This window comes from Streptomyces sp. HUAS MS02 (genome assembly GCF_055702265.1).
In genome coordinates, this window is sequence record NZ_CM146747.1 from 2,207,886 (window position 1) to 2,232,120 (window position 24,235).

The 24,235-nt window shown below is 69.1% G+C and carries 15 protein-coding genes; 2 read left to right on the plus strand and 13 right to left on the minus strand.

The window, feature by feature from the left end:
* Nucleotides 1-69 precede the first annotated feature (69 nt).
* Nucleotides 70-444: an NYN domain-containing protein gene (locus ACZ9QC_RS09445; protein WP_472919752.1), complete on the plus strand. Its 375-nt coding sequence runs from the start codon at nucleotides 70-72 to the stop codon at nucleotides 442-444.
* A 136-nt stretch (nucleotides 445-580) separates the two neighbouring features.
* Here ACZ9QC_RS09445 and ACZ9QC_RS09450 read toward each other — a convergent pair whose 3' ends face one another.
* From ACZ9QC_RS09450 to ngcE, 9 genes are all read right to left on the minus strand, one after another.
* Nucleotides 581-2,104: an amino acid permease gene (locus tag ACZ9QC_RS09450; protein WP_472919753.1), complete on the minus strand. Its 1,524-nt coding sequence runs from the start codon at nucleotides 2,102-2,104 to the stop codon at nucleotides 581-583.
* A gap of 184 nt (nucleotides 2,105-2,288) precedes the next feature.
* Nucleotides 2,289-4,208: a 1-deoxy-D-xylulose-5-phosphate synthase gene (dxs, locus tag ACZ9QC_RS09455; protein WP_472919754.1), complete on the minus strand. Its 1,920-nt coding sequence runs from the start codon at nucleotides 4,206-4,208 to the stop codon at nucleotides 2,289-2,291.
* Nucleotides 4,209-4,521: 313 nt separating this feature from the next.
* Nucleotides 4,522-5,850, minus strand: coding sequence for a sugar ABC transporter permease (locus ACZ9QC_RS09460; protein ID WP_472919755.1), 1,329 nt, complete (start codon nucleotides 5,848-5,850; stop codon nucleotides 4,522-4,524).
* Nucleotides 5,847-6,638, minus strand: coding sequence for an ATP-binding cassette domain-containing protein (locus ACZ9QC_RS09465; protein ID WP_184900491.1), 792 nt, complete (start codon nucleotides 6,636-6,638; stop codon nucleotides 5,847-5,849). The genes ACZ9QC_RS09460 and ACZ9QC_RS09465 overlap by 4 nt, the downstream gene beginning before the upstream one ends.
* Nucleotides 6,639-6,892: 254 nt before the next feature.
* Nucleotides 6,893-7,984 (minus strand): sugar ABC transporter substrate-binding protein, encoded by a 1,092-nt coding sequence (locus ACZ9QC_RS09470; protein ID WP_472921646.1) that lies wholly within the window; start codon nucleotides 7,982-7,984, stop codon nucleotides 6,893-6,895.
* Between the two features lie 137 nt (nucleotides 7,985-8,121).
* Complete coding sequence (locus ACZ9QC_RS09475; RefSeq protein WP_472919756.1) at nucleotides 8,122-9,321, minus strand: ROK family transcriptional regulator; 1,200 nt, start codon at nucleotides 9,319-9,321, stop codon at nucleotides 8,122-8,124.
* 204 nt (nucleotides 9,322-9,525) lie between these two features.
* Nucleotides 9,526-10,458 carry a carbohydrate ABC transporter permease gene (locus tag ACZ9QC_RS09480; RefSeq protein WP_472919757.1) on the minus strand — a complete coding sequence of 311 codons (933 nt, stop codon included), beginning with the start codon at nucleotides 10,456-10,458 and terminating at the stop codon, nucleotides 9,526-9,528.
* A gap of 19 nt (nucleotides 10,459-10,477) precedes the next feature.
* A complete protein-coding gene (locus tag ACZ9QC_RS09485; protein WP_086801846.1) occupies nucleotides 10,478-11,407 on the minus strand; it encodes a carbohydrate ABC transporter permease in 930 nt (309 codons plus the stop codon).
* A gap of 137 nt (nucleotides 11,408-11,544) precedes the next feature.
* Nucleotides 11,545-13,017 carry an N-acetylglucosamine/diacetylchitobiose ABC transporter substrate-binding protein gene (ngcE, locus tag ACZ9QC_RS09490; protein WP_472919758.1) on the minus strand — a complete coding sequence of 491 codons (1,473 nt, stop codon included), beginning with the start codon at nucleotides 13,015-13,017 and terminating at the stop codon, nucleotides 11,545-11,547.
* 467 nt (nucleotides 13,018-13,484) lie between these two features.
* Here ngcE and ACZ9QC_RS09495 point away from each other — a divergent pair, with 467 nt between their 5' ends.
* Complete coding sequence (locus ACZ9QC_RS09495) at nucleotides 13,485-17,282, plus strand: GH92 family glycosyl hydrolase (protein ID WP_472921647.1); 3,798 nt, start codon at nucleotides 13,485-13,487, stop codon at nucleotides 17,280-17,282.
* Between the two features lie 261 nt (nucleotides 17,283-17,543).
* Here ACZ9QC_RS09495 and ACZ9QC_RS09500 read toward each other — a convergent pair whose 3' ends face one another.
* From ACZ9QC_RS09500 to acnA, 4 genes are all read right to left on the minus strand, one after another.
* Nucleotides 17,544-18,617, minus strand: a complete 1,074-nt coding sequence (locus ACZ9QC_RS09500; protein WP_472919759.1) for a lytic polysaccharide monooxygenase auxiliary activity family 9 protein — start codon at nucleotides 18,615-18,617, stop codon at nucleotides 17,544-17,546.
* A gap of 300 nt (nucleotides 18,618-18,917) precedes the next feature.
* Nucleotides 18,918-20,483 carry a PQQ-binding-like beta-propeller repeat protein gene (locus ACZ9QC_RS09505; protein ID WP_472919760.1) on the minus strand — a complete coding sequence of 522 codons (1,566 nt, stop codon included), beginning with the start codon at nucleotides 20,481-20,483 and terminating at the stop codon, nucleotides 18,918-18,920.
* Complete coding sequence (locus ACZ9QC_RS09510; RefSeq protein WP_472919761.1) at nucleotides 20,480-21,061, minus strand: hypothetical protein; 582 nt, start codon at nucleotides 21,059-21,061, stop codon at nucleotides 20,480-20,482. The genes ACZ9QC_RS09505 and ACZ9QC_RS09510 overlap by 4 nt, the downstream gene beginning before the upstream one ends.
* 184 nt (nucleotides 21,062-21,245) lie before the next feature.
* Nucleotides 21,246-23,963, minus strand: a complete 2,718-nt coding sequence (gene acnA / locus ACZ9QC_RS09515) for an aconitate hydratase AcnA (RefSeq protein ID WP_472919762.1) — start codon at nucleotides 23,961-23,963, stop codon at nucleotides 21,246-21,248.
* Nucleotides 23,964-24,235 lie beyond the last annotated feature (272 nt).

The window sequence follows — 24,235 nt, forward strand, 5'->3', positions numbered from 1 at the left end:
GCGGACCCCATCATAGGATCAACGTTTCGCCAACCCGGCCCGGCCGCCCGGCATGCGACTCTGTCCCCCATGGACGCCTCCCTGCTCGTGATCGTCGACGCCGCCAATGTCATCGGCTCCGTCCCCGACGGCTGGTGGCGCGACCGGCACGGCGCGGCGGAGCGGCTGCGCGACCGTCTGGCCCGGGACGGGGTCCCCGGCCGGGACGGTCCCGTCGAGCTCGTGATGGTCGTCGAGGGCGCGGCCCGGGGTGTGGAGCCGGTGCCCGGCGTACGGGTCGAGGCGGCGCCCCGCAGCGGTGACGACCGCATCGTGGAACTCGTCGCCGAGGAGGCGCGCGACCGCCCCTGCCTCGTGGTCACCGCAGACCGTGAACTACGGCGCAGGGTGGGCGAGTTGGGCGCCGAGGTGGCCGGGCCGCGGACGGTGCGCGGGGACGCCTGACCAGCCGTCCGTCGGTCCGTCGGTCCGCCGGGCGAGGACCCGCCTGCGGAACGGGCCCGGCACGCCTCCGGCCCCGTGCCTCCCGCCGGAAGCGGGACGTACGGGACCGGAGAGCGGGACAACGGCCGCAGGGCGGCTACGGGGTGGAGCCTCCCGGCGGGCCCCCGACCCCGCCCGCGGGCGTCTTCTCGGGACGTGCGAGCCGGCTGTGCGAGCGGCCGTAGACGAAGTAGACGACGATGCCGAGGGCCATCCAGGCCGCGAACCGGAGCCAGGTCTCGGCGGGCAGGTTGAGCATCAGCCACAGCGAGGCGCACACCGAGAGGATCGGGATGACCGGCACCCAGGGCGTGCGGAACGCGCGGTGCAGGTCGGGCCGGGTCCGGCGGAGGATGACGACACCGATCGCGACGACCACGAAGGCGAACAGCGTGCCGATGTTCACCAGCTCGGCCAGCTCGCTCAGCGGGGTGAAGCCCGCGACGATCGCGATGACCACACCGAGCAGGATGGTCGGCCGGTGCGGGGTCTTGAACCGGGGGTGGACCTGGGAGAAGAAGCGCGGCAGCAGTCCGTCGCGGCTCATCGCGAAGAACACCCGGGTCTGACCGAGCAGCAGGATCATGCACACGGTCGTCAGACCGACGGCCGCGCCGAAGCTGATGAAGCCGGCGAACCACGGATGCCCGGTGGCCTTGAACGCATCGGCCAGCGGCGCGGTCACGGACAGCTCGGTGTAGTGCTGCATGCCGGTGACGACGATCGAGACCACCACGTACAGCGTGGTGCAGATCAGCAGGGAGCCGAGGATGCCCCGGGGCATGTCGCGCTGCGGGTTCCTCGTCTCCTCGGCGGCCGTGGCGACGACGTCGAAGCCGATGAACGCGAAGAAGACGACGGAGGCGGCCGTGAAGATGCCCATCACCCCGAAGTTGGCGGGCGCCCAGCCGAAGATCAGCTGGATCAGCGGGGACTGGAGACTGTCGCCCGCCGGTACCTCCTGCGCCTTGGGGATGAACGGGTCGTAGTTGTCGGCGGTGATGAAGAAGGCGCCCGCGATGATCACGGTGAGGACGACGGTCACCTTGATGGCGACGACGACCGAGGTGACCCGTGCGGAGAGCTTGGTGCCGGCCACGAGGATGGCGGTGAGGATCAGGACGAGCGCGGCGGCGAGGATGTCGAAGCCGAAGCCGTCCGCCCCGTCCCTCGTGCCGAGCGCGGCCGGCAGGTCCCAGCCGGCGTTGTCCATCAGCGAGTGGATGTAGCCGGACCAGCCGACGGCCACCACCGCCGTCCCCAGCGCGAACTCCAGGACCAGGTCCCAGCCGATGATCCAGGCGGGCAGTTCCCCGAGGGAGGCGTACGAGAAGGTGTACGCGGATCCGGCTACCGGGACCGTGGAGGCGAACTCCGCGTAGCAGAGGGCGGCGAGCGCGCAGACGACGCCGGCCACGACGAAGGCGAGGGCGACGGCGGGTCCGGCGTTGTTCTTGGCCACCGTGCCGGTGAGGACGAAGATGCCGGTGCCGATGATGACACCGACGCCGAAGACGGTCAGATCCAGCGCGGACAAGGATTTCTTGAGCGCGTGCTCTGGCTCCTCGGTATCGAGGATGGACTGCTCCACCTTCTTCGTCCGGAAGAGTGTGCTGCTCACGGGCGTACCTCCCACGCTTGTCGTCCTCGACATGATCGAGAGGGGGCGATGGGGGTCCCCCCGGGTCGAGCGAAGCCGAGAGCTGGGGGACCGTATGCCCCGGCGCGAGCGGATTCACGCGAATGGGCCGGTCTCACCACCGTAAAGGATGGCGAAACCGGCCCGATCGGCCCGCAGCGGTGGGTCAGTCGCGCGCCGGTTCCGCCTCGGCGGGCGCGCCGTCGAGGCGGCCGTCGAGCTTGGAGACCAGCCCGGTGACCTGGCGGGCGATGTCGGGCGCGGTGAGCCCGATCTCGGCCATGACCTCGGCACGGGAGGCGTGGTCGAGGAAGCGCGGCGGGATGCCGAAGTCGCGCAGCGGGATGTCCACGCCGGCGTCGCGCAGTGCCTGGGCGACGGCCGAGCCGACGCCGCCGACGCGGGAGTTGTCCTCGACGGTGACGACGACGCGGTGCTTGTCCGCGAGCGGCGCCATGTGCTCGTCGACGGGCTTGACCCAGCGGGGGTCGACGACCGTCGTGGTGATGCCCTGCTTGTCGAGCAGGTCGGCGATCTCCAGGCACATCGGCGCGAGGGCGCCGACGGAGACGAGGAGCACGTCCGGGGTGTCGGTGCCGGGCTCGCGCAGCACGTCCATGCCGCCGACCCGGCGCAGCGCGGGTACGGCGGGGCCGACGGCGCCCTTGGAGAAGCGCACCACGGTCGGCGCGTCGGTGACCTCGACGGCCTCGCGCAGCTGGGCGCGGACCTGGTCGGCGTCGCGCGGCGCGGCCAGCCTGAGCCCCGGGACGACCTGGAGGATCGACATGTCCCACATGCCGTTGTGGGAGGCGCCGTCGGTGCCGGTGACACCGGCCCGGTCCAGGACGAACGTCACACCGCACTTGTGGAGGGCGACGTCCATCAGGACCTGGTCGAAGGCGCGGTTGAGGAAGGTGGCGTACACGGCGAAGACGGGGTGCAGACCGCCGGTGGCGAGGCCCGCGGCCGAGACCGCGCCGTGCTGCTCGGCGATGCCGACGTCGTACACCCGCTCGGGGAAGGCCTTGGCGAACTTGTCGAGTCCGACCGGCTGGAGCATGGCCGCCGTGATGGCGACGATGTCCTCGCGCTCCTTGCCGAGCTTCACCATCTCCTCGCCGAAGACGGAGGTCCAGTCGGCGCCGGAGGAGGCGATCGGCAGACCCGTGTCCGGGTGGATCTTGCCGACGGCGTGGAAGCGGTCGGCCTCGTCCTGGAGGGCCGGCTGGTAGCCGCGGCCCTTCTCGGTGAGGCAGTGCACGATGACCGGCCCGCCGAACCGCTTGGCGCGGGAGAGCGCGGACTCCAGGGCCTCGATGTCGTGCCCGTCGATCGGACCGACGTACTTCAGGCCGAGGTCCTCGAACATGCCCTGGGGGGCGATGAAGTCCTTCAGGCCCTTCTTGGCACCGTGCAGCGTCTCGTAGAGCGGCCGGCCGACGACCGGGGTGCGCTCCAGCAGGTCCTTGCCGCGGGCGAGGAAGCGCTCGTAGCCGTCGGTCGTCCGCAGCGTGGCCAGGTGGTTGGCGAGGCCGCCGATGGTCGGCGCGTACGAGCGCTCGTTGTCGTTGACGACGATGACCAGGGGGCGGTCCTTGGCGTCGGCGATGTTGTTGAGCGCCTCCCAGGCCATACCGCCGGTCAGCGCGCCGTCGCCGATGACCGCGACCACGTGGTCGTCGCGTTTGAGCACCTGGTTGGCCTTCGCGAGGCCGTCGGCCCAGCCCAGCACCGTGGAGGCGTGGCTGTTCTCGATGACGTCGTGCTCGGACTCGGCCTGCGAGGGGTAGCCGGACAGGCCGCCCTTCATCTTCAGCTTGGAGAAGTCCTGGCGGCCGGTCAGCAGCTTGTGGACGTAGGACTGGTGACCCGTGTCCCACAGCACCTTGTCCTTGGGCGAGTCGAAGACCCGATGCAGGGCGATGGTGAGCTCGACCACGCCGAGGTTCGGGCCGAGGTGACCGCCGGTCTTCGACACCGCCTCCACGAGGAAGGTCCGGATCTCCTCCGCCAGCTGGTCCAACTCCTCCAGGCTGAGCCGGTCCAGATCGCGCGGTCCCCTGATGCGGGTCAGCAGCGGCACCCGTGCCTCCTTGCGATAGTGCTGTTCGAGCGTTACCGGGCTCGTCGAAGTCTAATCTTCCGCGCACCGGGCCGACCGCCGGGCGGTCGGGTCCCGTGTCACACGAACGGCCGTAAACCATCCTGCGCAGACGTACCCGTACGAAACGTCCGACAACAAGCGGAAGTGCCCGGCGCCGAAATCGACGCCGGGCACTTGTTCGATCTGGGGCAGCTGGCGCCCCGTCAGGGGCGCGGGGAACTGCGCGACCAGCCACGTACGACCCGCGGCCGGCGACGGAGAGGCACCCCAACGGCGCCCCTCCGCAAATCCGCTACGCGCGCCCCGCCGCTTTCTGGCTCTTGCGGCTGACGGAGTCGATGACCACCGCACCCAGCAGCACCGCACCCGTGATCATGTACTGGATCGAGGTGTTCATGTTCAGCAGGTCGAGACCGGTCTGGATCGACTGGATCACCAGCATGCCCAGCAGCGCCGACCACACCGACCCGCGCCCGCCGAAGAGGCTGGTGCCGCCGATGACGGCCGCGGCGATCGCGAGCATCAGCGTGTTGCCGCCACCGGCGGACAGCGTCGCGCTCGCGGTCTGGCCGGCGAAGAACATACCGCCGATCGCCGCGAAGCCACCGGAGATGGCGAACACGGTGATCCGGATCATCGGCACGTTGATACCGGCCCGGCGGGCCGCCTCGATGCCACCGCCGACCGCGAACACCTGACGGCCGTACGTCGTACGACGCAGGACGAAGTCCACGATCACCAGCGCCGCGAGGAAGATCACCAGCGCGTTGGAGACACCGGACGCGTTGTTGAGCACGGCGGCGGCGGCGAAGGAGACCAGCGCGAGCGCGCCGACGCGCAGCAGGATCTCGCTGGTCGGCCGGAACGGCACACCCGCGGCCCGACGACGGCGCTGCTCGTTGAAGTTGCCGACGAGGGAGAGCGCCACGGCGAGGCCCGCCAGGATGTACGCGCCGATGATGGCCTGGTCCATGAAGAAGGAGCTCTGGCCGAGCAGACGGACCGGGCCCTCGTCGGAGGGGATGTTGATGGTGCCGCTCTCACCCAGCAGCCACAGCATCAGACCGTTCCAGCCGAGGAAGCCGGCCAGGGTGACGACGAACGCGGGTACGCCGATCTTGGCGAAGAACCAGCCGTGCAGCGCGCCGATGGCGAGACCGGTGATGACCGCGAGGACCAGTGCCAACCAGGAGTTCATGCCCTCGTTCACCGCGAACACGGCGAACAGGGTCGAGGCCAGGCCGCTGACCGAACCCACGGACAGGTCGATCTCGCCGAGCAGCAGCACGAACACCAGGCCGATGGCGAGCATGCCGGTGGCCGAGAGGAAGTAGCTGATGTTCGAGAGGTTGTCGGCGCTGAGGAAACGATCGTTCTGAAGCTGGAAGATCGTCCAGATGACGATCAGACCGATGACCACCGGCAGCGAGCCCAGCTCGCCGCCCTTCACCTTGCGCTTGAACTCGGTGACATAGCCCTTGAGGCCCTCTTCGCGGACCAGCAGACGCGGGTCGACGACGGTGACCGGCGCCGCCGTGGGGTCGTCGGAGGGGGCGACCGTGGTCTGGCCCTCGCCGACGGTCGCGGAATCGCTCTTCACGGTCTTGGACGTGTCGCTCACTTTGCCGCCTCCGTGGTGCGCCGCTCCGCGCGACGGGTCACGGCGTTGTCCGTGGCACCCGTGATCGCGGCGATGATCTCTTCGTGGCTGGTGTCCTTCACGGAGAAGGAGCCGTTGTTCTTGCCCAGGCGCAGGACCGCGACGGTGTCCGCGACCGCCTTGACATCGGCCATGTTGTGGCTGATGAGGATGACGGCGAGGTTGCGCTCACGCAGCCGTTCGACCAGGTCGAGGACCTGGGCGGTCTGTTCGACGCCGAGGGCGGCGGTGGGCTCGTCCAGGATGACGAGCTTGGGGTCACCGATGAGGGCGCGGGCGATGGCGACGACCTGGCGCTGACCACCGGAGAGGCTCGCGATCGGGATCCGTACGCTCGGGATCCGGATGGAGAGCGTGGACAGCAGCTCCCGGGAGTTCTTCTCCATCGTCACCTCGTCGATGACGCCCCGGTGCAGCAGCTCGCGGCCGAGGTAGAGGTTGCCGACGACGTCGAGGTTGTCGCAGAGCGCGAGGTCCTGGTAGACCGTCGCGACACCGAGGCCCTGGGCGTCGTGCGGCTTGTTGATCTTGACCGGGTCGCCCTGCCACTCGATGACGCCCTCATCGATGGGGTGGACACCCGCGATGGTCTTGACCAGGGTGGACTTTCCTGCGCCGTTGTCGCCCACCAGGGCGACCACTTCACCGGCGTGGACCTCCAGCTCGACGTCGGTGAGTGCCTGCACCGCACCGAATCGCTTGGAGACTCCGCGCAACGCCAGCACGGGCGTAGCGGACACGTGAACCATCTCCTTCGCCGCCTGACCGGCGGGGATGCCGCGCTTGAGACCAGCGCGGAGGAATGTGCCGGGCCCCGGGGTGAGGGGCCGACGCACAAGGCTTACAAGGTGAACATGTCTATGTCCGCTGCTCTGTCGGCAGCGGTTCCGTCCGACGCCCGCCCCGGAAGCGGGGTCTGAAGTCGGGGCGGGCGTCGGACAGGTTCTACGGGACCGCGGGGGTCGTCCCCGGGACGACCCCGCGCGGCCGCGGGCCCGAGCGACTACTCGAGGCCGGCCTCCTTGCAGGCCTTCGCGAACTCGGGGGTGCAGATGTCGGCGACCGTGTAGAGGCCGTCCTTGACCACCGTGTCCTTGATGTTGTCCTTGGTCACGGAGACCGGGACCAGCAGCTTCGCCTGGACCTTGTCACCGGAACCGCTGGTCACCTCGGTGTCGGCCAGGGACTTGATGTCCTTGCCCTCCAGCAGGTTGACCGCGAGCTCGGCGGCCGTGTCGGCCTCCGGCTTGTAGGCCTTGTAAACCGTGGAGGACTGCGTGCCGGCGACGATCCGCTGGATGGCCGCGAGTTCGGCGTCCTGGCCCGTCAGCGGGATGCCGCTGATCTTCGCACCCTTGAGGGTGTTGGCGATGCCACCGGCCATGCCGTCGTTGGCGGCGTAGACGCCCGCGATGTTCTTGGCGCCCAGCTGCGTGATGGCCGCGGACATCTTCTGGGCGGCGACGGTGTCCTTCCAGAGGCCGGACTGCTCGTAGGCGATGTCGACCTTGCCGTCGAGGGCCTTGTGCGCGCCCTCCTTGAACTGACCGGCGTTCGGGTCGGCGTCGTCACCGTTGATCATGACGACCTTGGCCTTGGGGGTCGCCTTGTCGCCGAGGGCGGCGATGAGGGCCTCGCCCTGCAGCTCGCCGACCTTCACGTTGTCGAAGGAGACGTAGGCCGAGACCGGGCCCTGGGCCAGACGGTCGTAGGCGACGACCTTCACGCCCTTGTCCACCGCGGACTGGATGGAGGACTTGATGGCGGCGGAGTCCTGGGCGGAGACGACGATGACCTTGACGCCCTTGGTCACCATGGTGCTCATCTGCTGAGCCTGCTTGGTGGGGTCAGCGGCCGCGTTCGCGTACTCGACCTTGCAGTCGTCGCAGAGTTCCTTGACCTTGTCCTCGAAGTACGGACGGTCGAACTTCTCGTAGCGCGCGGTGACGTTGTCGGGCAGGAGCAGACCGATCGTCTTGCTGTCGCCGCCACCGGTGCTGCCGCTGTCCGAGTCGTTGTCGTCGCCGGCCTTGCCACAGGCGGCCACGGAGAGCGCCAGCGAAACCGCGGTGGCGCCGATCACGACTCTACGCATCATTGCGTTCATTTTGGGTTGTGCCTCCCTGACACGGGCCGCAGCGCTGCGGCCGAGGTGGCTGGAAGTCAACTCGGCCACACGTGCGACGTCAAGAAGTAAATCCTTAACGGGTTGGCAACGGCGTGTTTCGTTCTCTAAGTGAAGACAGGGGTTGCTGCGGAGAGGGTCCCGTCCAAAAGGGTCGAATCACCCATCTCGCTGAGGGCCAGCGCCAGGGCCCCGAGGACCTCGGCACGGCCGCCAAGTGCCCCTGGCAGCACTGAGAGTTGACGTGCGGCACTCGGGATCGCGTACCGGCCGACCGACTCCCTTATGGGTCCGAGAACCAGCTCTCCGGCCTCGGCGAGATCGCCGCCGAGGACCACGCGGCTCGGGTTCAACAGATTGCAGAGATTGGCGACTCCACTTCCGATGTGTCGGCCGACGTCGGCGATCACCCGACGGCAGCCCGGATCCCCGTCCCTCGCCAGCCGTACGACCCCTTCCATGGTCAGATCGGTGCCGTGGCTGGACTGGAGGAGCGGCAGCACATAGCGTGCGGCGGCGAAGGTCTCCAGGCACCCACGGTTGCCGCAGCGGCAGACCGGGCCGGATTCATCAAGAGTAATATGCCCGATTTCTCCCGCCGTGCCACCCGGGCCCCTGTAGATCTTGCCATCGATCACCAGACCGGCACCAACGCCGCTGGAGACCTTGATGTAGGCCAGGTCCCGCACCCCCCGGCCACTGCCCCAGACCAGCTCGCCGAGGGCGCCGAGGTTGGCGTCGTTGTCCACGTGCACGGCGACGCCCAGGCGGTCCTGCATCTCGGCGGCCGGCTTGGTGCCGGTCCAGCCCGGCAGGATCGCGGTGGAACCGAGCGTCCCGGACTCCACGTCGATCGGACCGGGCACCCCCAGCCCCACGCCCGCGACCTTCGTACGATCCACCCCGGTGGCCTCGATCAACCGGGTGACCAGCTGCTCCGCACGGTCGAACCCCTGCGTCGAGGAGGCGTCCACGTCCAGCGGCTCGGCCTCCTCGGCGAGCACCTGATGGGCGAGATTTCCGATCGCGACGCGCAAATGCGTGTGCCCGAAGTCGACACCGATCACGATGCCCGCGGCCCCGCTCAGCGAGACCGCGCGCGCCCGGCGGCCGCCCGCCGACGTGGGCGTGACCTCGACGGTTCCACCGTCCTTGAGCTCGCGCACGATGTTGGAGACCGTGGCCGCGGACAGGCCGGTGGTCCTGGCGATCTCCGCCTGCGTGAGCGACCCGGCGAGGCGCACCGCCCGTACGACGCGCTCGAGATTTGCTCGGTGCAGCGACGACTGCGACCCCGGAGTCTCCATCGACTCATCCACTCCCGTCCCGGACCGGGCGGCCCGCACGCCGCCCGAGTGACCCAGGTCACAGCAATGGAACCCGGGTCACTTACAAGTTGTGAACTCCAAGCTCCGCTGAACGGGTTACCGCAGTCAAGTCCTTGACGAAAACTGGGGCCGCCGAATGACCACTAAATGTCACTCTGCGGCTACTTGCGGTCTCGGGGCCGGCTACTTGAGGGTGGCCGAGGTGAGGCCGGCCTGGACCTGTCGCTGGAAGGAGAGATAGACGACGAGCATGGGGATCATGGCGATGGTGACCCCGGCGAAGAGGACGGGCAGGTCCGAGGCGTAGCCCTGCTGCTGCTGGAGCTGGATGAGGCCCTGGGTGAGGACGTACCGCTCGGGATCGTCGCCGCTCTGCGGCTGCATGAGGACCGTGGGCAGGATGAACTGGTTCCACTGCCCCAAGGTGTTGAAGATCCCGACGCTGATCAGCCCGGGCTTGGCCATCGGCAGCATGACCTGGAAGAACGTCCGGGTGTGCGAGGCCCCGTCGAGGATGGCGGCCTCGAAGACGGCGGTGGGCAGCGTCCGGAAGAACGCGTGCATGAAGAACACCGTGAACGGCAGCGAGTAGGCGACGTACACCAGGATCAGCCCCTGGTAGGTGTTCAGCATGTCCAGCCGCTTGACCATGAAGAACAACGGCACCAGGGCCAGGAACACGGGGAACATCGCACCGGCGACGAAGAAGTAGTACAGCAGCCGGTTGCCCCGGAACGGGTAGCGCGCCAGGACGTACGCCGCCATCGAGCCGAACAGCATGGTCAGCGGCACGGAGAAGGCCAGCACGATGACCGTGTTGACGAAGTAGTCGCCGATGCCCTTGTCCCAGGCCCGGGAGAAGACGTCCAGGGACCAGTTCTGCGGCCAGCCGAAGGCCGAGCCGCCGATCTGCGCGTCGGTCTTGAAGGAGCTGAGCACCAGCCACAGCAGCGGCAGCACGATCAGCAGGGCCCACAGGGCGAGGAAGCCGTGCGAGAAGACGTTCAGGACGACGCCTTCGCCGCGCTCGTCACCGGGACCGGTCCCGCGCTTGTCCACCGTCGGGCCGGTGGGGACGGAGTCGCCGCGTGAGACGGTCTTGGGGGGTGCACTCATCTTCTGTCGTCTCTCCCGCTCAGAACTCGACGCGCTCGCGACGGGTGGCACGCAGCATGACCACCGACACGATCAGGGTGAGGAGCAACATCACGACGCCCATCGCGCAGGCGTAGCCGCTCCTGCCGTACAGCAGGAAGTTCCGCATCATCACGGTCGCCATGACCTCGCTGTGGTGGTCGGGGCCGCCTCCGTACTCCCCCGCGGTCATCGTCGAGACCAGGATGAACATGTCCATGGCCGCGATGCCGAGGTAGACCCAGGCGGTCTGCACGGAGTCCCACAGCAGCGGCAGGGTGATGCGGAAGAAGGTGTGGGCGCGGCCGGCGCCGTCGATCAGCGCGGCCTCGTAGATGTCTCTCGGGATGGCCTGCATGGCGGCGGAGAACAGCACCAGGTAGAAGCCGACGCCGTGCCAGACGACGACCAGGATGAGCGCCCAGAGCACCATGTTCGGCTCGTTCAGCCACTCGACGGGGCTGCTCTCGTCGACCAGTCCCAGCTTCATCAGCAGGCCGTTGAGCATGCCGCCGCTGTCGCTGCGGTACACGGCGCCGAAGAGCACCGCGAGGATCGCCAGCGACAGCACCTGCGGGAAGAAGTACACGATCTTGTAGAAGCCCGACCCGGCGACCCCGGACACCCCGCCGGCCCGGCCGCGTCCGCCCGCGTTCAGCATGAAGGCGAAGAACAGCGCGAGCAGGATGGTGATGACCGGGATGAAGACCAGGAACAGGATGTTGTGCCAGATCGCCTGGAGGAAGATGTCGTCCTCGAACAACGCGGTGTAGTTGTCCAGGCCGATGAAGGAGAAGGTCTGGGACTGGCCCTTCCAGTCCGTCAGTGAATAGCCGAACGTCTGGATGTACGGCCAGATCACGAAGATCAGGTAAAGCGCCACGGGGACCAGGAGAAACCCCGCGACGAACCGGTTCTGCCCTTTACGCATTGGCGTTTTCCTGCCTCGGGTTCCAGGGGACGAAAGGCGCGCCCCGTCCTTTCAGGGGCGCGGGGAACTGCGCGACGAGCGACGACGAAACCGCAGCTCACCACAGTGCGCAGCTCCCCTGGCGCTCCGACGCCCCACTAGTCCCGGCGGTTCTTCTTGGAATCCGGGTCCTTCGCCTGCTTGTCCACCGCGGCCTGCGCCCGCTTCAACCACTCGGCCGGCTGGATCCGCTTCGCCATCAGCTCGTTCGACGCGTTCTGGATCGCCGTGTCCATCTCGCTGTACCACTCGGTGTACAGGTAACGGAACGTGTTGTCACCGGCGGCCTTGGATGCCTCGACCGTCGACTGTGTGCCCGGCCGCAGTTGTACGCCGGCGTCGACGCCGTCCTTGAGGATGGTCAGCGAGTTGGCCTCCTTGGCGAACAGCGTCGACCATTCCTTGGAGAGCATCATCCGCATGAACTCCTGGGCGGCCGGGAGGTTCTTGGCCTTGGCCGGGATGATGAACGGCTCGCCGGAGCCGGCCCGGATCGCCTCGAACGGCATCACGCTGTCCGGCAGCAGCGGCATCGGCATGAACTTCATGTCGAAGTCGTCCGGGGTCTGCTTGAGCTGCTCGTTCTCCAGCCAGGAGCCGGAGGTGATGAACACGGCCTTGTACTGGTTCCAGCGGGTCTGGGACTCGGTGTGGGTGAGGCCGTTCGTGCCGGGCATCAGATAGCCCTTCTCGACGACCTCGTAGATCGCCTCGACGCCGGCCTTCGCGGCGTCGGAGCCGACGAACGCCTTCGGGTCGAGGTTGTCGATCGCCTTCATGGCCTCCAGTCCGCCCGTCTTGGCGATCAGGTCCATGATGGCGACGTTGATGTAGTACGGGTACTTGCCCTGGTGGGCGAGGCCGCCGATGCCCTTGGCCTTGGCCTCCTTGCAGATGGTGAGGAAGTCCGCCCAGGTCTTGGGCTCCTCCCAGCCGTTCTCCTTGAAGAGCTTGCCGGAGTACCACAGGCCCCACACCGTGTAGATGTAGTTGAGGGCGACGACCTTGTCCTCCTGCATGCCCGCGTCGAGCGTGCCGGGGATGAGGGTGTCGCGGACCTTCTTGGCCGGGTCGTCGATCGAGGGGGCGTCCAGCACCGCGGCGAGGTCGAGGAGCTGGTCGTTCTTGTAGAGGACGTCGATCGGGATCTGCTGGGCGCCGGAGTCGTCGACGATGTCCGGCGGGTTGCCCGCGTTGAACCGGGGCTGGAGCTTGCCGGTGATCTCCTGGGTCCCGGTGTGGGTGGAGGTGACCCCCCACTTCTTCTGGAAGGCCGCCTCCCAGGCCTTGGCGTAGGCGTCGCCGTAGCCGCCCTTGAAGATGACGACGTCGAGCTTGCTGCCCTTCTTGACGCCGAAGGGGTTCGACTCGGAGGTCTCGCCCTGGGTGTCCTCGGAGGTGTCGTCCCCGCCGCCCCCGCTGGCACACGCCGACAGGAAGCTCATCGTGGGAACGGTGATCAGGCCCAGCGCGGCGGACCGCTTGATCAGATCGCGACGGCCGACCCCCTCGGGGTGGGTGGTGCCGGTGCCCTCGGGGCCATGGTCGTGCTCGGCGGTAGTGGATCCCATGCTCAAGTCCTCGCCTTCTCCAGGACTCAGGCGGTGAACCGGATCCTCCCGGCACCGCGGTCGGTTCAAGCTGGGGTCGTGCGTGAGGATTCAACAGGGGCAAGACGGCGGTCGGCGCGCGGACACGTCCGCGACCACCGGTAATTCCCCCCAGGTAGTGCGTCCACGGTTGTGCGACCACTATGCGGACGCCGACAGGTATAGTCCACTTCCCGCCAGAGGGGCAAGATCGAATGCAGTTCATCTTCGGTCTTTTCCGAGTTGAGACCTCTCGGAAATATGAGCGACCTTGCGCCACCTGACCGGAAAATCCCCGCCATTCGGCCCGGATGACGCAGTCAACACCCTTGACATCACTCGCCACTTCAACCCCTACTGGTCCCCGCGTTACACAGTCGACAACGTTGTCCTCTTTCGGTCACTTCTTGATCGGAAACAGTCTGCTGGACGTAGGGAGGGTGCTGCTGATGCGGCACGGAAGGAGTTCCACGGCGGTGTTCGGCGCCGTCGCGTTCGCTCTGGTGATGGCCTCGCAGGGGGCGGCCGTGGCGTTACCGGACCGACCGGCGGCCGGTGCGCGGGAGTTCGGCTCCTCATTCGAACCGGACGACCCGGCCCCGGACTGGATCAGCACGGTCGACACCGCCCCGGACGGCTCCCCCCGGGCCTCGGGCGTCGACGGGGGCTACACCACCGGCATTCCGGGCGACATCACCGACCGGGTCACCGAGGTCCGGGCCAGCGGCGAGAACACCGACGGCGGCGAGGTGAAGGAGAACCTCGTCGACGGCGAGTCCGCCACCAAGTGGCTCACCTTCCAGCCCACCGGCTGGGCCGAGTTCGACCTCGCCGGACCGGCCGAGGTGGTGACCTACGCGCTCACGTCGGCGAACGACTTCGAGACCCGCGACCCGAGGGACTGGACCCTCAAGGGCTCCACCGACGGCAAGGAGTGGAAGACCCTCGACACCCGCTCCGGCGAGAGCTTCGCGGAACGGTTCCAGACGAAGTCGTACGACATCCCCGGGGACGCGGTGGCCGGGTACCGGCACTTCCGGCTCGACATCACCCGGAACAACGGCGCCTCGATGATCACCCAGCTCGCCGATGTGCGGTTCTCCACGGGTGGCGGGCAGGCGCCCCCGCCGAAGGAGATGCTGTCGCTGGTCGACCGGGGCCCGAGCGGATCCGCGACCGCGAAGGCGGGCGCGGGCTTCACCGGCAAGCGGGCCCTGCGGTACGCGGGCCGCCATACCGCGGACGGGCCGGCCCACTCGTACAACAAGATCTTCGACGTGCACGTGGCCGTCGAGCGCGACACCGAGCTGGCCTACCGGATCTTCCCGTCGATGGCGGACGGCGACCTGGACTACGACGCCACCAACGTCTCGGTCGACCTGGTCTTCACCGACGGCACCTCCCTCAGCGAGCTGGGTGCGGTGGACAGCCACGGGTTCCCGCTGTCGCCGCGCGGGCAGGGCGCGGCGAAGGTGCTGTACGTCAACCAGTGGAACGACGTGGTCGCGCGGATCGGGTCGGTCGCGGCCGGGCGGACCGTGGACCGGATCCTGGTGGCCTACGACTCCCCTAAGGGCCCGGCGCGGTTCCGCGGCTGGCTCGACGACGTGACGCTGCGGGTCCGGGCCCCCGAGCGGCCGAAGGCGCATCTCTCCGACTACGCGGTGACCACCCGGGGGACGAACTCCAGCGGCGGCTTCTCCCGCGGCAACAACTTCCCGGCGACGGCGGTGCCCCATGGCTTCAACTTCTGGACGCCGGTGACCAACGCGGGTTCCCTGAGTTGGCTGTACGACTACGCGCGGGGCAACAACGCGGACAACCTGCCGACCATCCAGGCGTTCAGCGCCAGTCATGAGCCGAGCCCCTGGATGGGCGACCGGCAGACCTTCCAGGTGATGCCCTCGGCGGCCGCCGGGACACCCGAACTGAGCCGTACGTCCCGGGCGTTGGCCTTCCGGCACGAGAACGAGACGGCCCGGCCGTACTACTACGGCGTGCGCTTCGAGAACGGCGTCCGGGCCGAGATGGCGCCCACGGACCACGCGGCGGCGCTGCGCTTCACCTACCCAGGCGACGACGCGAGCGTGATCTTCGACAACGTGACCGACCAGGCGGGGCTGACCCTGGACAAGGAGAGCGGGGTCGTCACCGGATTCTCGGATGTGAAGTCCGGCCTGTCGACGGGCGCGACCCGGCTCTTCGTCCACGGAGTCTTCGACGCGCCGGTCACGGACGGCGGCTCGACCGGGGTGAAGGGCCACCTCCGCTTCGACGCGGGCGCGGACCGTACGGTGACGCTGCGCCTCGCCACCTCCCTCATCAGCCTGGACCAGGCGAAGGACAACCTGCGCCAGGAGATCCCCGAGGGCACGTCTTTCGCGACGGTGAAGAACCGGGCGCGGGCGCAGTGGGACCGCGTCCTCGGGAAAGTGGAGGTCGAGGGCGCGACCCCCGACCAGCTGACCACGCTCTACTCGAACCTCTACCGGCTGTATCTGTACCCCAACTCCGGCTTCGAGAAGGTGGGTTCGACCTACCGGTACGCCTCGCCGTTCTCCCCGATGACCGGCCCGGACACCCCGACCCACACCGGCGCGAAGATCGTCGACGGCAAGGTCTACGTCAACAACGGCTTCTGGGACACCTACCGGACCACCTGGCCCGCGTACGCGCTGCTGACGCCCGACAAGGCCGGCGAGATGGTCGACGGTTTCGTGCAGCAGTACAAGGACGGCGGCTGGACCTCCCGGTGGTCCTCCCCCGGCTACGCGGACCTGATGACCGGCACCTCCTCGGACGTGGCGTTCGCGGACGCATACGTCAAGGGTGTGGACTTCGACGCGAGGTCGGCGTACGAGGCGGCGCTGAAGAACGCCACCGTCGTGCCGCCGTCGGCGGGCGTCGGACGCAAGGGCATGGCCACCTCCCCCTTCCTCGGCTACACCAGCACCGACACCCACGAGGGCCTGTCCTGGGCGCTGGAGGGCTATCTCAACGACTACGGCATCGCACGTATGGGCCAGGCGCTGTACCGGAAGACCGGTGAGAAGCGCTACCGGGAGGAGGCGGCGTACTTCCTCGACAGGGCCCGCGACTACGTCGAGCTGTTCGACGGGAAGGCCGGGTTCTTCCAGGGCCGCGACGGCACCGGTGACTGGCGGGTCGACTCCGCGGCCTACGACCCCCGGGTCTGGGGCCACGACTACACCGAGACCAACGGCTGGGGGTACGCCTTCACCGCACCGCACGACAGCAAGGGCCTGGCCAACCTGTACGGCGGTCGCGGCGGGCTGGCGAGGAAGCTGGACACCTACTTCTCCACCCCGGAGACGGCCTCCCCCGAGTTCGTCGGCTCCTATCCCGGGGTCATCCACGAGATGACCGAGGCCCGTGACGTCCGGATGGGCATGTACGGCCACTCCAACCAGGTCGCCCACCACGCGATCTACATGTACGACGCGGCCGGGCAGCCCTGGAAGACCCAGGAGAAGGTCCGCGAGGTGCTCTCCCGCCTCTACGTCGGCAGCGACATCGGCCAGGGCTACCACGGCGACGAGGACAACGGCGAGCAGTCCGCCTGGTACCTCTTCTCCGCGCTCGGCTTCTACCCGCTGGTGATGGGCAGCGGCGAGTACGCCGTCGGCTCACCCCTGTTCACCAAGGCGACCGTCCACCTGGAGAACGGCAGGGACCTGGTCGTCGAGGCCCCGAGGAACAGCGCCAGGAACGTGTACGTGCAGGGTCTGAAGGTCAACGGCAAGACCTGGACGTCCACCGCGCTGCCGCACTCGCTCCTCTCGCGCGGGGGTGTGCTGCGGTTCGACATGGGTCCGGAGCCCTCCCGCTGGGGCACCGGCGAGAGCGCGGCCCCGGTGTCGATCACGAAGGACGACAAGGTGCCCTCTCCGCGCAGCGACGCGATCCGGGGCGAGGGAGAGCTGTTCGACGACACCTCGTCGACGAAGGCGTCCGTGGGGACGGTCACGCTGCCGACTCCCGCCCGGACCAGGGCGGTGCAGTACACGCTGACCTCCGCCGACCGAACCGAGGCCCCGGCCGGCTGGACCCTCCAGGCGTCCACGGACGGCACGACCTGGAAGACCCTCGACCGGCGCTCCGGCGAATCCTTCGCCTGGGACCGCCAGACCCGGGCCTTCTCCGTACCGGCCCCGAGGGCGTACGACCACTACCGGCTCGTCCTCGACGGCACGGCCACGCTCGCGGAGGTGGAGCTGCTGTCCTGACACCCGGACGGAGGCGGCCGGGCACCTCGGCCCAACCGGCTTGACTTGGTTGCCCGTTGGAACGATAGAGTCTTGTCCAGACCACTCGACAACGTTGTCCTGTCGAGCGGTCCCCGCAGCCGCACTCCCACCGCGCCCGGTCTCCCCCGTACCGGGTCGCGGCTCGCGGACCGGGTGGGCACGCACCGCCCGCCCACCCGGTCCGCCCCGAGCGCGACATCCGCCCCCGCACAGGGCCGGCGTCGCGAACGGGAGCCGGGCTCAGCCCACCCGGCAGGGCAGCGTGGTCGCGGGATCGCCTCCCGGCCCTCGCACCACATAGCCGAAGGTGGCGGTCTCACCGGGATCCAGCGACCCGTTCCAGTTCGCGTTGTGCACCATCACGTCCTGCCCGGTGTAGGTCGCGCTGCCGCTCCAGAGGCTGTCGACCTTCTGCCCGGCGGGCAGCGTCCAGTTGACCATCCAGCCGAGCATCGGCACGTCCCCGGTGTTGGTGACGACGACCTCGGACTGGTAGCCGCCGTTCCAACTGCCCGTCGTACGGCGGGTCGCGGCGCACTCCCCCGGCACCGGGTCGGTGGGGTCGCCGGGCTGCTTGATCCCGGTCACCTCGCCGTTGCCCCCGTCGAAGACGACGTCGGAGCAGGAGTAGAAGGTCTCCTGACTGTCCGAGCGCTGCCAGACCATGTAGATGATGTGACGGCCCGACTTGTTCGCGGGCAGTTGGCCCCGCCAGGAGTAGTTGGCCTCGACCGTGCCCGGGCTGCCGTTCAGCGACGGGTGGTCGACGCTCAGGAACGGCTGTGCCTCCATGTCGTTCCAGGTGAGCGTCTTCGTCGGGTCGAAGCCGTCCTTGGTGATGTAGACGTAGAACCAACCCGGGTGCGCCGCCCACGCGTTGTACGAGAAGTCGACGGTCGCGCCGGAGGTGAGATGGGTCAACGGCCAGTCGGCGCTGGGCGTGTTGAACCCGGTGAAGTTGGCGTTGCCGCCGCTGCACAGCTGACCGTCCGGGACGAAGCCACGGGTCCGGCCGGCGCCGTCCGAGCGGAGCACCGAGAACCAGTTGTAGAACGGGGTCGTCCCGCTGACCTGCTGCGCGGAACGACAGGCCGGGTTGACCGGTTCGATCTCCCCGGTGTCGGTCAGCCCGTCCTGCCAGCACAGGAACGTACGGCTGCCGGGTTTCATCGGAGTGCCGTGCGCCTCCGCCTTGCCACTGCCGGCGGTGACGACGAGACCGAGCGCCGGAATCGTGGTCACGAGGGCGAGCAGGACGAGGAGGAGGGCCCGGTGGCGTCGGGGCAGCGTCCATCGTAAATTTGTCACGAGCATGCCAAGAACTCCTTGCGTGTACGGCTCGGAGGTGGGGAACGTACGGGTGCCGATGCGGAGCGCGCCGCGCGGAGAGCCGGTGCGGGGGCGGGTGGGGGCGTTGGGCGGGAGCGGATCCCAGGGTGACGGGTTCCGGTCCGCCCTCCTTGATGGGAGCGCTCCCACCCACCTTCTTCGGAAGCTAGCGCGGAGCGCGGCGCTTGTAAACGGGTGACGCGCGGCGACGACACGCGACGACCTGCTCGGGGGCCGCACCCGGTGGGCACGGCCCCCCTTGTACGGCCCCCTCATGACGCCGTGTCATCGGGTCGTGCAGACCAGGACCCGTCCGTCGCTCGTGCCGATCAGCAGACGGCCGGGACCCGCCACGGTCAGCGCGGTCGGCAGGACGCGCACCGCCCCGACCGTCAGGTGACGGCGTTCGCGCACCGTGCCGTCGGCGGGGTCGAGCGCGACGATCTCGCCGTCGTCGTAGGTGATGTACACGGTCTCCCGGTCGGCGTCGAGGCCGGTGGCCCTCCGATCCGTCCGGAAGACCCAGGCCGGCTCCCCCGTCGTCGCCCGGCGCCGTACGACTAACGAGCCGCCGGGCTGCAGCCCGTGACCGTGGTGGACGGTGCCCGCGTGGACCAGGTCGCCGTCGGCGGTCTCGATGCCGGGGCCGGCGTAGTGCGTCTCGCCCGGCACCCAGGAGTACGGGAACAGCCGGGCGACCCCCTCCGGGGCCGGCTCGCGTGGGCCGTCGGTCGCCGGTCCCGCCTCCGGGTCGGCGGCGCAGAGCCACGCCTCGCCCTGCTTGGGCCACATGTCGTCCGGCACCGGCTCGGTCTCCCGGAAGTAGATCCGGCTGCCGCGCCGGATGCGAAGGGTGCACGGCTCCCCGTGGGGTCCGGCGGGCGCGAGGGCCGCCGGACCGTCGGCGCCGCGCACCACTGCCACCGGGGCGGAGGGGGTGAGGTGGTCCAGCTGTGTCCCGTCGTCGAGCGCGAGCCGGACCACGGACTGCGGGCGGCTCTCCCACGCGGGCCGCTTCAGCCCGACCCAGGCCGAGCGCTCGTCGGCGGCCACGACGACGTCACGGCCGCCGTCCGGGGAGTCGTCCGGAACCGTCCACTGGCGGCCGCCCCCGGGCAGCCACGACTCCAGCCGGACCCCGTCGAGCGTCGTCAGGATCCTGCCGTCGGACAGTTCCTCCACCGCGCGGACGTTGCGGCGCGGATCCCAGTCCGCGCTCAGCCCGGAGAGCGTCCGGCGGGCGTGTTCCCGGCCGTCCGGGCGCGGGGCCGCCACCCGGGGGCCGGCCAGCTCCTCGCCCGGGACCGATCGCGGCGGTACGGCCCTCCAGTCGGCGCGGCGCACCACGGCCACGTGCCCCTCGGTCCAGGCGTCCTCGTCGTCCCAGTCGTCGGGCGGTGCCATCAGCACGCGCAGTCGCTGGTCGTCGAGCCACTCCAGGCCCAGGACCTGACGGCCCAGTCCGTCCTCGATGAGCGTCGTGGCCGTGCCCGACTCCAGGTCCAGCAGAAGCAGTTCGCCCTCGAAGAAGTAGCCGCCGTCGTAGTTCCCCGTGCCCACTGCGAGGAGCGGGAGACGAGGATGGAAGGCCAGCGCGTGGACGGGGTGACGGGCGTGGAGAAGGGCGCGGCACGCGAGGTCGTCGGCGTCGTAGACACCGACCGGTGTGATCCTGCCGAACCCGTGCAGGCCCGCGAACGCCCCGGTCGTGCCCGCCACCGCCAGCAGCCGGCGGCCCTCGTCCTCGACGGCCAGCACGGGATCACCGATCTCGGCGAACGGGCGGTCGCCGAGGACCCGGTCGAGGTGGAAACGGGTCGAGCGAATCGAACGGATCGAACGGGTTGTCATGCCGGTGATTCTCCCGGTGATGCTCCCGGTGCTTCTGCCGGCGATTCCGTCGGTGCTTCTGTCGGTGCTTCTCCCGGTGGTTCTCTCCAGGGGCGTTCGGCGAGGAGGCGGGCGGTGGTCAGGAGGCGGCGGGTCAGCTTCGCGTGGGTACCGGTGCCGAGGACGAGGAGACGGTAGAGGCCGCCGGCCGGGCCCGGGAAGGTGGCGCGGGTCTCGGCGCGGAGGCGGACACCGCCGCCCGGCTCCGCGCCGTCCAGGCGGAAGGTCCAGGTGTACGAGGAGAAGCGGTGGCGGCCCAGGAGGGTCAGTTCCCGGGGCGGGACCGCGCTCGCCGTGCGGAAGCCGGGGAAGGTCGTCTCGCCCGCGACGGGCGGGCGTGGTCCGGCCGCCGTGTGGTCGGCGCAGCCGACGAGTTTGGCGTAACGGACCGCCGCGGGGCGGGAGAAGGCCCAGTCGAGCGCCTCGGCCAGGGCCCACCAGACGTCCTCGACGTCGGCCGCGACGAGGATCGTGTGCTCGTCGACGAAGGGCAGGGGGCGGCGGGGGCGGCGCATCGGTGCGTCCGGGGGGACATCCATGGGGACGAGTCTTCGCTCAAGGCGCGCCCGGCGCCAGCGGATTGTCCGGCGAGGTGCCATGCGACCCGCTCACCTGCTCCGCGGAGCCCGCGCGGGTCGCGTCGAGCCCGTCGACACCTCGGCACACGTGAAGGGCCGCACCCCGGTCACCGGGATGCGGCCCTCGACTGCCTTACCTGGCCGCTTACTTGCGGATCAGGCTGCGCAGCACGTACTGCATGATGCCGCCGTTGCGGTAGTAGTCGGCCTCACCGGGGGTGTCGATGCGGACGACCGCGTCGAACTCGACGCCGCTGTCGGTGGTCACCTTGACCGTGCGGGGCGTGGTGCCGTCGTTGAGCTCGGTGACGCCCGTGATGGAGAAGGTCTCCTCGCCGCTCAGGCCGAGGGACTGCGCCGAGGCGCCCTCGGGGAACTGCAGCGGGAGGACGCCCATGCCGATGAGGTTGGAGCGGTGGATGCGCTCGTACGACTCGGCGATCACGGCCTTGACGCCGAGGAGGGCCGTGCCCTTGGCCGCCCAGTCACGGGAGGAGCCGGAGCCGTACTCCTTGCCGGCCAGGATGACCAGCGGGATGCCCTGCTCGATGTAGTTGCGCGAGGCGTCGTAGATGAAGGAGACCGGCCCGCCGTCCTGCGTGAAGTCGCGGGTGTAGCCGCCCTCGGTGCCCGGCGCGATCTGGTTGCGCAGGCGGATGTTGGCGAACGTGCCGCGGATCATGACCTCGTGGTTGCCTCGGCGCGAGCCGTAGCTGTTGAAGTCACGACGCTCGACACCGTGCTCCGTGAGGTACTTGCCTCCGGGGGTGTCGGCCTTGATCGCGCCGGCCGGGGAGATGTGGTCGGTGGTGACCGAGTCGCCCAGCTTGGCGAGGACGCGGGCGCCGGCGATGTCCGAGACCGGGGTGGTCTCCATCGTCATGCCCTCGAAGTAGGGGGGCTTGCGGACGTACGTCGACTCCGTGTCCCACTCGAAGGTGTTGCCCTCGGGGATCGGCAGCGCCTGCCACTGGGCGTCGCCCGCGAAGACGTCCTGGTAGGACTTGTTGAACATGTCCTCGCCGATGGCGTTGGCCACGACGTCGTTGACCTCGGCCTCGGAGGGCCAGATGTCGGACAGGTAGACCGGCTTGCCGTCCTGGTCGGTGCCGAGGGCGTCCTTGGTGATGTCCACCTTCATGGAGCCCGCGAGGGCGTACGCGACGACCAGCGGCGGGGAGGCCAGGTAGTTCATCTTGACGTCGGGGTTGATCCGGCCCTCGAAGTTGCGGTTGCCGGAGAGGACCGAGGTGACCGCGAGGTCGTGGTCGTTGACGGCCTTGGAGACCTCCTCCGGCAGCGGGCCGGAGTTGCCGATGCAGGTGGTGCAGCCGTAACCGACGAGGTTGAAGCCGACCTTGTCGAGGTACGGGGTGAGCCCGGCCTTGTCGAAGTAGTCGGTGACGACCTTCGAACCCGGGGCGAGGGTGGTCTTGACCCACGGCTTGCGGGTCAGGCCCTTCTCCACGGCCTTCTTCGCGACGAGCGCGGCGGCGACCATGACGTACGGGTTGGAGGTGTTGGTGCAGGAGGTGATGGCCGCGACGGTGACCGCGCCGTGGTCGATCTCGTACGTCGAGCCGTCGGGGGCGGTCACGGTGACCGGGTTGGACGGGGCGCCGTTCGGGGCGACGGCCGGGGAGTCGGAGGCCGGGAAGGACTCCTTGCCGGACTCGTCCACGGAGTCGACGTAGTTGAGGACGTCCTGCTTGAACTGCTCGGCGGCGTTGGCGAGGACGATGCGGTCCTGCGGGCGCTTCGGGCCGGCGATGGAGGGGACGACCGTGGCGAGGTCCAGCTCCAGCTTCTCGGAGAAGTCCGGCTCGGCGGCCGGGTCCAGCCAGAGGCCCTGCTCCTTGGCGTACGCCTCGACGAGCGCGAGCTGCTGCTCGGAGCGGCCGGTGAGCTTGAGGTACTTGATGGTCTCGCCGTCGATCGGGAAGACCGCGGCGGTGGAACCGAACTCCGGCGACATGTTGCCGATGGTGGCGCGGTTGGCGAGGGAGGTGGCGGCCACGCCCTCACCGTAGAACTCGACGAACTTGCCGACGACACCGTGCTTGCGGAGCATCTCGGTGATCGTGAGCACGAGGTCGGTGGCGGTGGTGCCGGGGGTCAGCTCACCGGTCAGCTTGAAGCCGACGACGCGCGGGATGAGCATGGAGACCGGCTGGCCGAGCATCGCGGCCTCGGCCTCGATGCCGCCGACGCCCCAGCCGAGGACGCCGAGGCCGTTGACCATGGTGGTGTGCGAGTCGGTGCCGACGAGCGTGTCGGGGTACGCCTGGCCGTTACGGACCATGACCGTGCGCGCCAGGTGCTCGATGTTCACCTGGTGGACGATGCCGGTGCCGGGGGGTACGACCTTGAAGTCGTCGAAGGCGGTCTGGCCCCAGCGCAGGAACTGGTAGCGCTCCTTGTTGCGGCCGTACTCCAGCTCGACGTTCTGGGCGAACGCGTCGTGGGTGCCGAACTTGTCGGCGATGACGGAGTGGTCGATGACCAGCTCGGCCGGGGAGAGCGGGTTGACCTTCGCCGGGTCGCCGCCGAGCTCCTTGACGGCCTCACGCATGGTCGCGAGGTCCACGACACAGGGCACGCCCGTGAAGTCCTGCATGATCACGCGGGCCGGGGTGAACTGGATCTCCTGGCTGGGCTGGGCCTGCGAGTCCCAGCCGCCGAGGGCACGGATGTGGTCGGCGGTGATGTTCGCGCCGTCCTCCGTGCGGAGCAGGTTCTCCAGCAGGACCTTGAGGCTGTAGGGCAGGCGAGCCGAGCCCTCCACCTTGTCCAGCCGGAAGATCTCGTACGACTCGTCGCCCACCTGCAGCGTGCTGCGGGCGTCGAAGCTGTTCGCCGACACGACAGTCTCCTTCATTCCATGTGCGCGTACCACCGCATCCTGCCGCCACGCCCCCTTGGCCGATCCGCTAAGGTAAGGCTAAGTTAGGCACCCCTTACCGGGGTGGCGGCCGCAGTGCGCCTCGGCAGATATCTCGATGTCGAGATAACAGTAGTACATAGGCGCGGGCTGGTCATGCCCGGCCCGATGTGGCGTGCGCCAATCTCCGGCGCCTGCGCCCCGGGCCGTCGACGCCTGCACCCCGTCCGCCGGCGGCCCGGGGACCGCCGACC

Coding starts and splice junctions, on each gene's coding strand:
- ACZ9QC_RS09445 (WP_472919752.1), top strand. CDS start 70: ATGGACGCCTCCCTGCTCGTGATCGTCGACGCCGCCAATGTCATCGGC.
- ACZ9QC_RS09465 (WP_184900491.1), bottom strand. CDS start 6,638: ATGGTTCACGTGTCCGCTACGCCCGTGCTGGCGTTGCGCGGAGTCTCC.
- ACZ9QC_RS09470 (WP_472921646.1), bottom strand. CDS start 7,984: ATGCGTAGAGTCGTGATCGGCGCCACCGCGGTTTCGCTGGCGCTCTCC.
- ACZ9QC_RS09475 (WP_472919756.1), bottom strand. CDS start 9,321: ATGGAGACTCCGGGGTCGCAGTCGTCGCTGCACCGAGCAAATCTCGAG.
- ACZ9QC_RS09480 (WP_472919757.1), bottom strand. CDS start 10,458: ATGAGTGCACCCCCCAAGACCGTCTCACGCGGCGACTCCGTCCCCACC.
- ACZ9QC_RS09485 (WP_086801846.1), bottom strand. CDS start 11,407: ATGCGTAAAGGGCAGAACCGGTTCGTCGCGGGGTTTCTCCTGGTCCCC.
- ngcE (WP_472919758.1), bottom strand. CDS start 13,017: ATGGGATCCACTACCGCCGAGCACGACCATGGCCCCGAGGGCACCGGC.
- ACZ9QC_RS09495 (WP_472921647.1), top strand. CDS start 13,485: ATGCGGCACGGAAGGAGTTCCACGGCGGTGTTCGGCGCCGTCGCGTTC.
- ACZ9QC_RS09500 (WP_472919759.1), bottom strand. CDS start 18,617: ATGCTCGTGACAAATTTACGATGGACGCTGCCCCGACGCCACCGGGCC.
- ACZ9QC_RS09505 (WP_472919760.1), bottom strand. CDS start 20,483: ATGACAACCCGTTCGATCCGTTCGATTCGCTCGACCCGTTTCCACCTC.
- ACZ9QC_RS09510 (WP_472919761.1), bottom strand. CDS start 21,061: ATGGATGTCCCCCCGGACGCACCGATGCGCCGCCCCCGCCGCCCCCTG.